This is a genomic window from Brevibacillus sp. AG162 (genome assembly GCF_006715575.1).
Classification (GTDB): Bacteria; Bacillota; Bacilli; order Brevibacillales; family Brevibacillaceae; genus Brevibacillus; species Brevibacillus brevis.
Window position 1 is genome coordinate 604,097 of record NZ_VFNO01000003.1, and the last position, 13,353, is coordinate 617,449.

12 protein-coding genes are annotated in these 13,353 nt (G+C 48.4%); 10 read left to right on the forward strand and 2 right to left on the reverse strand.

All coding sequences use genetic code 11. The annotated features are described in order from the left end of the window. Positions 1–3 precede the first annotated feature (3 nt). The 5 genes from FB479_RS12855 to FB479_RS12875 are packed head-to-tail and all read left to right on the forward strand — an operon-like array spanning position 4 to position 3,660. Positions 4–954 (forward strand): helix-turn-helix transcriptional regulator, encoded by a 951-nt coding sequence (locus FB479_RS12855; protein WP_142065460.1) that lies wholly within the window; start codon positions 4–6, stop codon positions 952–954. Between the two features lie 10 nt (positions 955–964). Further along, positions 965–1,300 carry a hypothetical protein gene (locus FB479_RS12860; protein WP_142065462.1) on the forward strand — a complete coding sequence of 112 codons (336 nt, stop codon included), beginning with the start codon at positions 965–967 and terminating at the stop codon, positions 1,298–1,300. Positions 1,301–1,350: 50 nt separating this feature from the next. Continuing rightward, the gene (locus FB479_RS12865) at positions 1,351–2,061 is read left to right on the forward strand and encodes a DUF4274 domain-containing protein (RefSeq protein WP_142065466.1); all 711 of its coding nucleotides are present in this window, start codon (positions 1,351–1,353) and stop codon (positions 2,059–2,061) included. A 5-nt stretch (positions 2,062–2,066) separates the two neighbouring features. Next, positions 2,067–2,441: a hypothetical protein gene (locus FB479_RS12870; RefSeq protein ID WP_142065468.1), complete on the forward strand. Its 375-nt coding sequence runs from the start codon at positions 2,067–2,069 to the stop codon at positions 2,439–2,441. 22 nt (positions 2,442–2,463) lie between these two features. Further along, positions 2,464–3,660 (forward strand): MFS transporter, encoded by a 1,197-nt coding sequence (locus FB479_RS12875; RefSeq protein WP_142065470.1) that lies wholly within the window; start codon positions 2,464–2,466, stop codon positions 3,658–3,660. Positions 3,661–3,673: 13 nt separating this feature from the next. Here the strand turns inward: FB479_RS12875 and FB479_RS12880 are convergent, their stop codons facing one another. After that, positions 3,674–4,273, reverse strand: a complete 600-nt coding sequence (locus tag FB479_RS12880; protein ID WP_106655129.1) for a TetR/AcrR family transcriptional regulator — start codon at positions 4,271–4,273, stop codon at positions 3,674–3,676. A 180-nt stretch (positions 4,274–4,453) separates the two neighbouring features. On the opposite strand from FB479_RS12880, the gene cyoE reads away from it, so the two are divergent. The 5 genes from cyoE (at position 4,454) to FB479_RS12905 (ending at position 11,489) form a co-directional block, all read left to right on the forward strand. Beyond that, positions 4,454–5,371 carry a heme o synthase gene (gene cyoE / locus FB479_RS12885; protein WP_142065472.1) on the forward strand — a complete coding sequence of 306 codons (918 nt, stop codon included), beginning with the start codon at positions 4,454–4,456 and terminating at the stop codon, positions 5,369–5,371. Between the two features lie 179 nt (positions 5,372–5,550). Then, entirely contained in the window at positions 5,551–5,811 is a 261-nt protein-coding gene (locus FB479_RS31270; protein ID WP_106655131.1) for a heterocycloanthracin/sonorensin family bacteriocin, read from the forward strand. A gap of 167 nt (positions 5,812–5,978) precedes the next feature. Next, positions 5,979–7,922, forward strand: coding sequence for a putative thiazole-containing bacteriocin maturation protein (locus FB479_RS12895; RefSeq protein ID WP_142065474.1), 1,944 nt, complete (start codon positions 5,979–5,981; stop codon positions 7,920–7,922). Next, positions 7,919–9,859 (forward strand): TOMM precursor leader peptide-binding protein, encoded by a 1,941-nt coding sequence (locus FB479_RS12900; RefSeq protein WP_142065476.1) that lies wholly within the window; start codon positions 7,919–7,921, stop codon positions 9,857–9,859. Before FB479_RS12895 ends, FB479_RS12900 begins: the two co-directional genes overlap by 4 nt. 22 nt (positions 9,860–9,881) lie before the next feature. Next, a complete protein-coding gene (locus FB479_RS12905) occupies positions 9,882–11,489 on the forward strand; it encodes a SagB family peptide dehydrogenase (protein ID WP_142065478.1) in 1,608 nt (535 codons plus the stop codon). Between the two features lie 41 nt (positions 11,490–11,530). On the opposite strand, the gene FB479_RS12910 is transcribed toward FB479_RS12905, so the two are convergent. Then, a complete protein-coding gene (locus tag FB479_RS12910; protein WP_142065480.1) occupies positions 11,531–13,276 on the reverse strand; it encodes a cysteine desulfurase-like protein in 1,746 nt (581 codons plus the stop codon). Positions 13,277–13,353: the final 77 nt, after the last annotated feature.

A 13,353-nucleotide genomic window follows, 5' to 3' on the forward strand; every position in this document is an offset into this window, starting at 1 on the left:
GTCATGCCGAAATCAAAACGACTGCTGGAAATGATGATGACTGTCAACCGGAAGCGCAAGTTTACTGTGAGTGAGCTTGCTGCCGAATTTGGCGTATCAGGGCGAACGATTCTAAGGGACTTACAAGAGCTGAGTGAGTTAGGGGTACCTTTGTACTCGGAGGTGGGACCGCATGGTGGATATCATGTTTTGAAGGAAAGGATTTTGCCGCCGATTGCATTCTCAGAGGAGGAGGCGGTCGCAATCTTTTTCGCGATCCATGCTCTTCGACACCATACCTCTCTGCCGTTTGAGACAGAATCCTCTTCGGCGCTGAACAAATTTTATCAATTTATGCCGCCGGACATTCGTGATCGCATTGATCAAATGAAACGCCGCGTTGATTTCGTGACACCGAAGCGGCAAGCCAGCTCTCCGCATTTATCCACTCTGCTGGATGCCGCCATCCAACAAAAAGTGCTCAGCATCACTTATGAATCGCGCGGACAACAATCCACACGGGACATACAGCCGATTGGAATTTATACAAAAAACGGTCTATGGTACAGCCCGGCTTATTGTTTTCAACAGAAACATATTCGCGTGTTTCGTTGTGACCGTATCCTCTCTGCCGAACAATCGGTATCGGCATCGAAGCCGTTGGATCTTCGAGACATTCACTTGGAAAATAGACAGGTCAAAACCGTCGAGGATCAGGACACCGTCCACTTATTTGCAGAGCTGACCACTGAGGGTGTGCAGGCTTGTGAGGCTGAACTTTGGCTTGCATCCATGCTGCATGTGCGGCAGGATGGGAGTGGTTGGTTGGAAGGAAATGTAGCGAGAAGTGACATCTTGTTTTTTTCAAAGTTTTTGATTGGGTTGGGGAAAGAAGTGACGGTCCAGCATTCACCCGAAATATTGAATGGAATAAAAACGTATTTGGCAGAACTGATAAACATTTACTCTCAATGAGGAGGCAGCTATGGCATTACCCAAAAAAGGCACACGGGGTATAACGGTAGGAGAGCAGCGATATCGTTGGGTCATTAGCCCAGCAGCGAAGGGTCTGCTTGCTTTGACGATTCAGCACAATGAAGGAATGGGGCAACTGATTCGCGTGTATGTCAAATCAGATGTGAATGATTTTTGGGCGGAGTTTCCACTTGTGCAGCATTTGGATATGAGAGTGATAAAGCCAGCTGACGTTGCGGCTATCATTGAAGAGGCGCTCAAGCTGGGGTGGCAGCCTGACAAAAAGGGGGCGCCTTTGAGCTTTTACTTCATCGGTAGTACGCTTGTCAAAAAAGGGGATACATAGCAATACCGGAACGGGAGTTGTCTATAGAGAAGAAGAGGAGAGGAAGCCGGATGGATTGGGCAACCGTCAGCAAGACAAAGGATCTTGAGATCGTGCGAGCAGCGGTGGATCAATTGGATATCAACGAACGAGATCAACGCGGACGAACACCGCTGATGCTTTTTATCACAAACCGAATGCCGGTGGAAGCGATTCAGATGCTATTGGATAAAGGCACAGAGCTGGAGGCGGAAGACAAACTTGGTGATACAGCATTGAAAAAAGCCGTCAAATTCAAGCAAGTCGAAGCCGTAAAACGATTGCTGCAACAGGGAGCTGAGCTTGATTCTAAGCATGGCATTTTGGCGACTGCTTGGAATGCGGCCAGGATGGATAAAGCTATAGCAGACCTGCTGCTCGAAACGAAAGGCGCCGTACGTCTAACACTGTCTACTGAGGAAGAGGAAGCGGTGGACGACATTTTATATGAGGAATCTGAGGGCAAGCGGCGCAAGAAAATCAGTCAGCTTGATTTATCTGTTCTTCTTCACGCTGTGGTGAATGGCTACAACTGGGATGACGGACCTGAGGCGATGATTGCGGCTTTTGAGAATCCTGCCTGTGCAACGATCACTCTTTTGGATATGTATGAGTTGATGGATGCCGACTATTGGTTGGAGATGGACGAGGAAGAAACTACGGAATCGGAGGAGCGAAAACGTTGGAGAATGCTCGCCATCCAATTGAAAGAGAAGCTGGCAGATGAATGGGATAGGGGTTGATCATCATGTGTCGATATGGGATGTATGGTCCGTACAAACAAATATACGCCTGTTTCCCTTGCCGAAAAGTTTTCAAGCAAACCTCCAAGTATGAGCTGACGGAGGAAGAGTGGAACAAGATCGAGCATAGCTGTCCGCAATGTGGTGAGGGAATGAAGGATATGGGGCATGATTTCAAGGCTCCGAAGCAAACGGATGTGAAGCAGTGGAAAAAGGTTGAAATCCTCTATCAGCATGGGTTTACCTATCATTCCTGTGGCTGTGGTGGTCCAGGCTACCGACCAGCCCAATTAAATGAAGTGAACGAATTTCTCGAAAAGAACAAGCGGTTCAAAACAGAGGGAGAGAAATTGCTGAATAGACTCACAGTAAGTATGTAAAAACGACCAGGGGGCGGGGATCGTGGCAACATTCTTTTTGATCATGATTTACTTGTCGTTTATCAGCTTGGGCCTTCCTGATTCGTTACTGGGGGCAGCTTGGCCGGTCATGCAAGCAGAATATGGTGCGGCATTCGGTGTAGCGGGTGTGATCACCATTGTGATTTCATCTGGTACGATCGTGTCAAGCTTGGCAAGCGGAGCTTTATTAAAACGGCTCGGTACTGGACAGATTACGCTGATTAGTTGCTTGATGACAGCGGCAGCCTTGCTCGGCTTTTATTTTTCCCCTTCCATTATATGGTTGATGGTATTGGCATTGCCGCTTGGACTCGGTGCTGGGTCTGTTGATGCTGCACTGAATCATTATGTCGCCACGCATTACCAAGCACATCATATGAGCTGGCTGCATTGCTTCTGGGGTGTGGGTGCTACGCTTGGCCCCATTATTATGTCTGGTTTTATTCGTGATCATGGTTTATGGCGGAATGGATACTTGACCGTTTCGCTTATACAATTTGGGTTAGTCATTCTGCTAGCGTTTACACTTCCTTTGTGGAAACGGATGGAGAACATGCAGAGCCATGCTGTCAAAGAGTCACAGGGTCAGCCGTTTGGTGGGCAGAGCGAACAACCGTTACGGACAAAAGGCGTCAAGCTGACTTTGCTGAGCTTTCTCTTCTATTGTGGGGCTGAAGCATCGGTGGGATTATGGGGGAGCAGCTTTTTGGTAAATGTGAAAGAGCTACCCGTGGCTGTGGCGGCGGTGTGGGTAGCCATGTATTATGGTGGCATTACTGTTGGGCGATTTATCACGGGCTTTGTTACCTTCAAAGTGAGCAACCGCGTCCTGATTCGCAGTGGACTTCTTGTATCATTCGCTGGGGCAGCGCTGTTGATGTTGCCATTACCAACCTACTATTCGCAGATCGGTTTACTGTTGCTCGGGCTAGGCTTCGCTCCGATTTATCCCTGTATGCTGCATGATACCCCCGAACGCTTTGGGAAAGAGCAAACGCAAAAGCTGATGGGCTATCAGATGGCGGTTGCGTACACGGGTGCCACACTTCTGCCTCCGTTGCTAGGGTGGCTTGCTACACAGACGACCGTTTCAATTTTACCGTTTTTTACAGCCTTCTACATTGTGTTCATACTCTATGGTTCTGAGAGAGTCAATCGGATCATGAAGCAACGGGCTGCTCAGTCAGAAACGATCTAGCATAGGGCACTCGCTATTTTGACGATAGCATGTTTTGCAAAGCTTTTCCGTATAAAGACAAGGGGACCTGGTCGCCGCTCATGTAATAAAAGATGGTCATGCCATTCTCAAGAGCCAGAATCGTCCATGCCATTTCATCCGCGGATAGAGTAGAGTCACTTTCTTTTGGCATCAATGTCTGTATGGCCTTGGAAAGATGCTGTACCGACTCTATGATCATGTTCGACCATCGCTTGCGAACAGATTCTTCGCGCATGGCATAAAGCAAAAATTCCAGGTTCAGCATGTTCCACGTGCGATTTTGTTGCTGAACGGACATAAAATAGGCGTCCATGGCCTCTATAAAATGCGATAATGATGGCTGGTGATCAATTACGTGATGGATATTGGACACATGTAATTGCATTTGACCTTCCAAAATAGCGAGAAAGAGATCTTCTTTGGACTGGAAATGAGCATAAACAGCTCCTTTGGTAAAACCAGCATGGTCTGCGATTTTATCAACGGAAGCCCCGTGGAAGCCTAACTGAGCAAAGGTCTCAATTGCTGCGTCTATGAGCAATTGCCTTGTTTCCTGTTTACGCTCTGCTTGGGTTAATCTGCGTCTGTTCATTCGTCCGCCTCCTTCTCTTGACAATCATACCATATAGAATTAACATTCCATATAGTATTTAAATCCTTATTGGTATGTAAGATACAAATGGCAGTTTTGTAGGATTTAACCGTCTACTATGTCATGCTATTTTGGAGTACGATAGATATAGATCATCTAGTAAGAGGGGACAGTGTACGAATGCAGAGGGAAGAAAGCGTTGCAACGCGGAATCGGCCTATGTCCAATATTTTGGCGCAAACGGTTAAGACGGGGATTATCAAATCGAATCTGATTCCGATGTTTGCCGGATTAACATTGGCTTTATATACGTATCACTTCAGTCTAATAGATAAGCTGCCAGAAATCTTATTTGCTACAATTGGCTCTATTTTAATCATGGGCGCAGCGGGTGCATTTAATAACGTGTATGATCGCGATATCGATTCTGTCATGGAGCGGACGAAAAACAGACCTACGGTGACAGGGGAAATATCAACGAAGACAGTTTTATGGCTCGCCTCCTTGATGACGATTTTTGGCTTGGTGGCTCTTGTGTTGGCAACACCGTTGGCTGCTATTATGGGTTTTCTCGGACTGTTTTTTTATGTCGTGCCTTATACGATGTGGACAAAAAGAAGAACGGTTTACAATACGGAGGTAGGGAGTATTTCTGGCGCAATGCCGCCGCTCATCGGTTGGGCAGCCATTCACCCAGATATCACACATCCTGCTATCCTCGGTCTCTTTATCATCATGGTCATTTGGCAGATGCCTCACTTCTATGCGATCGCGATTCGCAAGCATGATGAGTACAAAGCGGCTGGGGTTCCTATGTTGCCTGTGGTCAAAGGTGCAAGACGTACCTACATTCAAACAAATGTCTATTTGGTTATTTTAATTGCCAGCAGTTTTCTATTCTGGTCATTGAGCGCTGGTCTTACGTTTATGGCCCTGCTCCTGAATATTCTATGGCTGGTTCTGAGTGTTTTTGGATACCGGAAAATGGATTCTCAGAAATGGTCGAAAACGATGTTTATTTATTCGCTGATCCATATGACGGTGCTGTTCTCAACGGTGATTATTTACTCGCTCATGGGGATTATCTTCAAACTGTAAATCAGTGATCATCCAAGCTGCCTTCACTTTGAGGGCGGTTTCTTTTTTGTCTGGGAATCTTGCAGCATAGCTGGTTCTTCTCATGTTCAACCAAAAATGGGCGCCTGATCATGGAACAAATACCCAATGTCGCTTCATAAATTTAGAGTAGCTCCATGAAGTGGCGGAGGTGAAGATGAATGGATGATTTCAAAAAAGAGCTAAAAAAACTAAAGGCTTCCGAAATAAAAGCGGATAAAGTGCAGCCCTGGGATAAACAAAAGATGAATGAAGCGACGCTTGTTCGCGGGCGATGTGGATGTGGTAGATGTGGATGTGGTAGATGTGGATGCGGCCGTTGCGGGCGTTGTAGTTGCAGTTGTTCCTGTTTCTGCTCCTGTAGCTGTTCCTGCTTCTGTACGTGCAGCTGCACTTGCTTCTTCCCATGCTTTATCGTCTAAATGGCGATATTTTCTAACCACGATCCGAATGAAGCCCCCTGCCAGAATGACGGATTGGCAGGGGCTTTGTTTTTCTTGCTGGCATGTGAGACAAAGTATTCTACATAAAATGACTGTGACACATCATGTAGCAAAAGGGCTGATCTGGCACAAAAAGGGGGAGGAGAATGGTTAAGCTGAATCCTTCGATGCGCATAAAAGTGAAGCGGGATACGGTTTATCTGCCTGATTCAGATGGGAGTGTATACTTTCGGAATAACATCGGAACATTTCGAATGAAGGGGGACATGATTGAACGATGGGTTGACCAGCTCATGCCGATGTTTAATGGTGAGTACACGCTGGCACAATTGACCGACGATTTGCCGGAAGAATACCAACAGCAAATATACCAGGTAGCGGGTACGCTTTTACAAAATGGATTTCTTCAAGACATCAGTCGAGAGAAGCCACATGAACTATCGCCAGAAATCATATCGGCCTATGCGGAACAGATTGAATTTTTGGACCAGTTTGGCGGATCGGGTGGATATTTGTTTCAAAAATATCGTACGGAAAAAGTATTAATAGTTGGGGCAGGTTCCTTTCTCCTTTCTATTGCCCACGCCTTGCTAGAATCAGGCTGCGTTCAATTCCATTATGTCATTACGAATGAAGCTCCTACGAAGCGGGAGCGATTAGACGCAATCATAGAGCATGCTCGCAGGAAAGACCCGCACGTCAAGCTGGAGGAGCTCAAACCAGCGTCGTGGGGGATTGCGGAGTGGTCGGAGGCCATTGAGCCTTTCTCTGCTGTTTTGTACACATCAGCGCAAGTGAACAAGGATGAAATAAGCGTCATTCATTCCGCGTGCAGAGAGAGGAAGAAAGTATTTGTTCCTGCCGTTTGTCTGATGCAAAAAGGAATAGCCGGACCGTTGATTCATCCCGAATCAGAAGCTTGCTTAGAATCGGCTTGGCGTCGTTTGCACCGACAGACCTTGTGTGCGGACCCCGATCAACATCCATTCTCGATGACGGCAGCAGCGATGCTAGCGAACGTCGCTGTGTTCGAATGGTTCAAACATGTTACTGGCGTCAATGACAATGAGGATGAAAACAAGGTGTATGTACTGAATCTGGAGACATTGGAAGGAAGCTGGCGATCATTCCTGCCCCATCCGATGGTGAAGGAAGGAATGAGGCTGGAGGTATTGGATAGAAAGGAGCTTGAATCACGGCTATCCAATGAGACGGAGCCAAAGGAAGGACTACAGTCTCTGTTTCAGTCGTGGACCTCATCGGATACCGGAATTTTTCACAGTTGGGATGAGGGCGAGCTCACGCAATTACCGCTCACGCAGTGTAATGTTACAGCAGTCGATCCTGTCTCAGAAGGCCCGGCGGAGCTTATGCCGCAAATCGTCTGCCCAGGTTATACCCATGAGGAGGCACGAAGAGAAGCGGGACTGCTTGGGGCAGAAATGTACGTTGGAAGAATGGTGAACCACCTCGCAGCCATAGATTCAGCTTTTCGAAATGTAGGAAATGGCAATATCGGAGTCGGAGCAGGGGAAACGGCAGCAGAAGGACTTAATCGTGCACTGCGGCATTGCTTGACGCTTACGTATGCAGCAGACATGAAAGGGAGACAGCCAACAGCGAGACCTGTCCACACTGACACAATTGCTGATGAAAGATGCCAATTTTATATCCGGTCATTTACTACGTTGGGTGAAAAACCAACGATTGCAAAGGGGCATGAGGTGTTCGGATTTTCGGTGTATTGGGTGGAAACGAGCACGGGATGGTACGGGAGTATTGGCTTGCAGGAGCGAGAGGCACTGCGATCAGCGCTGATGTATGCCTTGCAACAGATTCAGACCCCAACCAATCAAATGTCCAAGTATGTGTTGACAGCGCAATCTGTTGGGTTGACGGGTGAAGCCATCGAAGTTGCACGCAACAGCGTTCAGAAAGAATCGGAAAAAGAGGTCTGGAAACAAGCTGTCGAGGTGCTGGCCCTTCATCACCTTTCTCCTCGGGTAATGAATGCCGCGATGGAGCCTTTCCTGGAAGAAGACCTTGGTGGCGTATTCGCCTTGCTGCTCTCGAGGGAGGTGCCTCGATGAGCGCTGACATTCTTGTCATCGGAGACGGTGTTTTGGCAGAGCTGGTTTCAGAACGTTTGAGGAAGGACTATCGCGTGTGGCACAGTGAAAACATGGAGTCTGCGACAAGCGGAGCAGATTTGGCTCTCCTGTTACAAGATACGTACCATCCCGCTTTGCATTTGCAGGCAGAAAAACATTTTCGTCAAACAAATATCCCGTGGCTTCGCGGCTTTGTTTCATTTGGGGAGGCAATCGTAGGTCCGTTGGTTCTTCCAGGTCAAACAGGGTGCTCCCAGTGTGCAGATATACGGCGACTGATGGCGGGACGCGATCGCAAAGAAATGTGGAAGGTACAACACATGTTCAGCGAAAAAGGCGGCATACCGCGTGACCCGTGGTCATCTCGCTCTGGGTTGTTACAGGTGGCATTTCATGTGAGTGCGGAGGTTGAACGCATAGTTGAGGGCAGGCAAGCCCAGTTGTCAGAGCATATCCAATTCATTGATTTACAAACATTGACAAGCACACGCCACTTCTTTTTGCCGAATCCGTTATGTCCGGTATGCAGTCGGCTGCCTGAGGATTCTGAAGAGCAGGCTAGAGTACGCTTGAAGCCTATTGTAAAGCAAAGTCCGGACAGCTACCGGACAAAACCCATAGCCGATTTGAAACAAGCTCTCCCCACCGAATTTTTGGATTCCCGTACTGGATTTTTGAATGGGAAAGTACGTGATCTTGTCTCTGTGTTCGCAGATGTAAGTGTCAATCTTCCGTTATTTTCACATGACGAGGGTACGGCCGGAAGGTCTGTTTCGTACGCGGATAGTGAGATAACAGCGATTTTAGAAGGAATGGAAAGATATTGTGGGCTGATGCCGCGTGGCAAGAGGACGATGGTGCGCGACTGCTATGCAAACCTTGCGCCGCATGCACTTGATCCGACGACAGCGGGAACCCATTCAGAAGAGCAGTATGCCCTGCCTGATTTTCCGTTTCAGCCGTTTGATCCCAAGCAAGATATGAACTGGGTATGGGGTTATTCCTTTAAAGAAGAGCGACCCATTCTAGTACCTGAGCTCATGGCCTACTACAGTATGGGATTCGGGGAGGGAGTTGTATTTGAGACCTCCAATGGCTGTGCGTTAGGTGGGAGTTTGGAGGAGGCGATCTTTTACGGCATCCTCGAAGTGGTGGAGCGAGATGCTTTCTTGATGACCTGGTATGCCAAATTGCCATTGCCGCGCCTCGATCCGGCTTCGGTCAACGATCGGGAATTGCTTCTGTTGATCGATCGGATGCAGACCGTTACCAATTACGATTTGTACTTGTTCGATGCGACAATGGAAAATGGAATTCCTGCTGTATGGACGATTGCGAAAAACCGCGGAGAGGCAGGCTTGCACCTCGTTTGTGCAGCAGGAGCCCATCCAGACCCCATCCGCGCTGTAAAAAGCTCTATTTTCGAAACGGCTGCCATGCTCATGCCTTTGACAGACAAGTACGAAGCGAATCGAGACAAATATTTGCGTATGCTCCATGATTCATCCTTGGTGAAAAAGATGGACGATCATGCGATGCTTTACAGCTTGCCGGAAGCAGCGGAGCGCTTATCCTTTCTTATGGATGATTCCCGCCCGATGGTCTCATTCGCTGAACAATTTCCTAAAAGAAAGCAGCATCGTGATCTAACAGACGATTTGCGGGAGTTGCTCGGTGTGTTCCAAAAATTGGATCTCAATGTCATTGTGGTGGATCAAACGACACCAGAAGTCGAGCGCCACGGCTTATCTTGCGTGCGTGTATTGATTCCTGGCATGCTCCCGATGACTTTTGGCCATCATCTCACGCGAGTAACCGGATTGAAAAGAGCATTGGAGGTTCCTGTAAAGCTGGGTTACGCGAAACAACCACTGCGTGTAGAAGAGTTGAATCCTTTTCCGCATCCGTTTCCATAACATGCATCTGGGAGTGAGCCGGATGAGTCTCGAAAATTTTTTGTACCGCCTTCATTTTGATACAGAAAACGCCCGACCAAGTGATCTCGAAGTGGATTGGGAGGATGCGCCACTGACATACAAGCTGTACAGGGGACTACCTGTCATTCCACTGCCAGAGGACGTGCCTCTATCGCTCATAGATCAAACGGTTTCACAAGAGATGTCTCTTCCTCAATTGGGTGCTTGGTTATGGTATAGCTACGGACTCATCCAAATCAGCCAATCGTTGTTAACCACGATTCCGGGAGATGCAGGATCTGAGTCGTTTTTGCCGCTCGTAACGAATCGAAGACCGGTTCCGTCTGGGGGAGGGCTCTATCCGAGTGAGCTGTACGTGTATTTGAAGTTGTCGAGTATTCCTGCAGGTCTCTACCACTACGATGTGGCTCATCACAGACTCGTGCGATTGCGGGAAGGGAATTTTGATGACGTCCTTAGCCGGGCGCTTGGTGGCCATTGTCCGGTACATGCATGCTTTGGAGTTGCGTTCGTATCCATCTATTTTTGGAAGAACTTTTTCAAGTATGATGAGTTTTCCTATCGATTGCAGGGCCTTGATGCTGGTGTACTGCTCGGGCAATTGCAGGAAATGGCAAACCAGCTCGGTGTGACGAATGCGGTACATTACCAGTTCCTAGATAGAGCGATGAATGCATTGCTGGGATTGTCTGTTGATCAAGAGAGTGTATACGCGGTAGTCCCCTTATCGCTTCAAACAGAAGGAGAGAGGCATTCGCACTCACCCGCACATTGGGCAGAGCGAGGAGAGGAGACGGCAAGCGAGCTAATCCGAGAACTGCCTGAGCAAAAGCATGTGCATGTTATGCGTTCAAAAAGAATGAGACAATATCCTGTGCTCTTGCGGATGAATGAAGCTGCCATGCAGGAATCTCCCCATTCGTTTACAAGTTATTCGGATCACTTGGAAAACAAGTGGACTCGTCGTTCCGAAGAGCGAATCCTTCTCCCACGGTTGGAGAAACCAAGCTATGATCTGGCGCAATTTTCACGGGAGCGTTTTTCACCGGAAATGGACTTTATCAGGAGGAAAACAGGCCGAGATCAGGTAGCGCGTATCATGGAAATGGCGATGAGTGTTCTATCGTATGGCAATGATTTGGGAAAAAATCAGGAAGTAGCGTGGAGAAGGCTTTCTCTCCTTGTAAGCATTCATCAGGTAGAAGGGATACAAGATGGGGCATACGCTTACGAACCACTGGAGCACGCTCTTTATCCGATTGTCTATGGAGATTTACGCGCACGCCTTCAAGACGGAATGACCCTGGACAATGTGAATTTGTATCAAGTGCCGCTCTGCTTTCATGTGGCGGGTAAACGCGATCATCTGATCAATCAGCTTGGGTTTAGAGGGTATCGCATCCAGCAGATGGAGGCGGGAATCGTCGTGCATCGCTTGCTTTTGGCAGCGTTCACGTGTGGAATGGGCGGTCATCCGCTACTCGGATTTGACGTAAAAAATTGCGATGATCTTTACAACCTAGAGACAGAAGAGAAAACCTGCTTGATTCAAATTCCGGTCGGGCATTATCGCCCCCGCGCCAGGTTTCAGGGCGGGCTTCATGGATAAATACGGGGAAGACCCGAGTCAACGCTGACCCGGGTCTTGTATTATGTCCTTATGATGGCTTTGATACCTTGAATGAAGCGGTCAATTTCCTCGTGGGTATTGTACGGTGCCAGCCCCGCTCGTATCCAGCCGCCACTTTCATTGATTCCTAAACAATTGGCGAGTGTTGTCGCATAGAAGTCCCCGTCCGCAACGAATATGCTATGCTCCTCGCACAATCGCTCACATATTTCTCGGGGACTAAACCCTTCGATCCGAAAAGCGACCGTCGGTGTTTTCGGTACATCTTCACCCGCTTGATAGAGTGTGACGCCCTTCATTGCGCTTAGTTCTTTTCTCAGCTTATCTGCCAGATGATTTTCATAGGCTTCGATCATCTCGTAACCAGAGCGGATTTTTTCAGCAAAGCTATCACCGAAACCGAGCGAAGCAACAAATTCGATAGCGGGTCTGATTCCTGCGATTCCTTCATGATTTTGTGTTCCGGTCTCCAGTTTATCTGGATAAGAAGAGGGGGCAGGAACCAATTTGTAAACATCGAGTGCTTCAAAAATTTCTTTGCGGATGACAGCGATTCCCACATGAGGACCAAAAAACTTGTAGGCTGAACAGAGCAGGATATCGGCTCCAATCTCGTCACGATGGATGGAGAAGTGAGGGACCGCATGCACGGCGTCGACGGCGAAAATGACTCCTTTGGCACGTGCTTTTTGGGAAATGGCAGCGAGATCATGGATCGTTCCGACAGCATTGGATGCAAGCCCGACTGCCACAAGTCTGGTTCTGGAAGTAAGGAGGGTATCGAGCTCATCTAGCTGTAACGTAAGTGTCTCTTTATTCACCTTTAACCACCGAACGGTCATTCCGCGATCAGCGGCAACAGTCAGCCACGGGTCTACATTGGCGCGGTGATCCATCTCGGAGACGATGATCTCATCCCCTTCTTTCCAATGCCGACCTAGTGCACGCGCAATCGCAAAGGTCAGCGTGGTCATATTTGCACCGAAGGCTACCTCCTTCGGCCTCACGTGGAAGAGGTCTGCTACGGCTTGCTTGGCATCTGCAAGGATGGCTTCTGTCTCCTTGCTCGTTGGAAAGGAGCCGTGTAAATTCGCTCCACCGTTCGCCATAAAACGATAGATCGCGTCCATAGAGGATTTTACGACTTGCGAGCCGCCTGGGCCATCCAGATAAACAACTGGTTTGCCTTCGTAGGTTCGTTGTAGTGCGGGGAATTGCTCACGGACTTTTTCAATGGGGTAATGTTCCGATGCAACTTCTAATCGCCAATCATTGGAACGCATAAAACTTCCGGGAGGGTATTCAAAGACGCATTCAGACTGCAGAGTGAAACCGAGCTTACGGCAAATGGCATTGGAGGCAGGGTTGTCTACAGAGGGATAGGCATGAATAAACTTGTGTCTTCGTTCTTGGTTGATGCGTGTGATGAGTGAGGCTAAAGCCGCAGAGGCGATTCCTTTCCCTTGAAAGGGTGGCAGGACGCTCCAGCCTACTTCGTATACGTGTTCTCCTTGCCAGATGCGGTCCCAATAGCCGATGCTTCCGACAGGGATGTGATCTGGCAGCAGTACGATGCTGAACATCTTGCTGGATTGCTGACCGTCCTTATTGACGTATCGCTCGTGCCGGGCGAGGAGTTGCTCCTCTGTCTCTGGACCTCCAACATGCTCCATCATGGCAGGCGCATTCAAAAGATGCAGCAAGGGAAGATCGTGATCTGCCCAGGGCTGAATACGAACAAGCTCAGTGTTAAGCGTTGTGGACATTTTCTCACTCCTTATCAACTGGATATTCGTGGTGTCCAACATCATTCGGTATCTCTCATTATTCGGAAAAGATTCCA

Excerpts from the sequence above, each read along its gene's own strand:
- FB479_RS12855 (WP_142065460.1), top strand. The coding sequence starts at position 4 with ATGCCGAAATCAAAACGACTGCTGGAAATGATGATGACTGTCAACCGG.
- FB479_RS12860 (WP_142065462.1), top strand. The coding sequence starts at position 965 with ATGGCATTACCCAAAAAAGGCACACGGGGTATAACGGTAGGAGAGCAG.
- FB479_RS12865 (WP_142065466.1), top strand. The coding sequence starts at position 1,351 with ATGGATTGGGCAACCGTCAGCAAGACAAAGGATCTTGAGATCGTGCGA.
- FB479_RS12870 (WP_142065468.1), top strand. The coding sequence starts at position 2,067 with ATGTGTCGATATGGGATGTATGGTCCGTACAAACAAATATACGCCTGT.
- FB479_RS12880 (WP_106655129.1), bottom strand. The coding sequence starts at position 4,273 with ATGAACAGACGCAGATTAACCCAAGCAGAGCGTAAACAGGAAACAAGG.
- cyoE (WP_142065472.1), top strand. The coding sequence starts at position 4,454 with ATGCAGAGGGAAGAAAGCGTTGCAACGCGGAATCGGCCTATGTCCAAT.
- FB479_RS31270 (WP_106655131.1), top strand. The coding sequence starts at position 5,551 with ATGGATGATTTCAAAAAAGAGCTAAAAAAACTAAAGGCTTCCGAAATA.
- FB479_RS12895 (WP_142065474.1), top strand. The coding sequence starts at position 5,979 with ATGGTTAAGCTGAATCCTTCGATGCGCATAAAAGTGAAGCGGGATACG.
- FB479_RS12900 (WP_142065476.1), top strand. The coding sequence starts at position 7,919 with ATGAGCGCTGACATTCTTGTCATCGGAGACGGTGTTTTGGCAGAGCTG.
- FB479_RS12905 (WP_142065478.1), top strand. The coding sequence starts at position 9,882 with ATGAGTCTCGAAAATTTTTTGTACCGCCTTCATTTTGATACAGAAAAC.
- FB479_RS12910 (WP_142065480.1), bottom strand. The coding sequence starts at position 13,276 with ATGTCCACAACGCTTAACACTGAGCTTGTTCGTATTCAGCCCTGGGCA.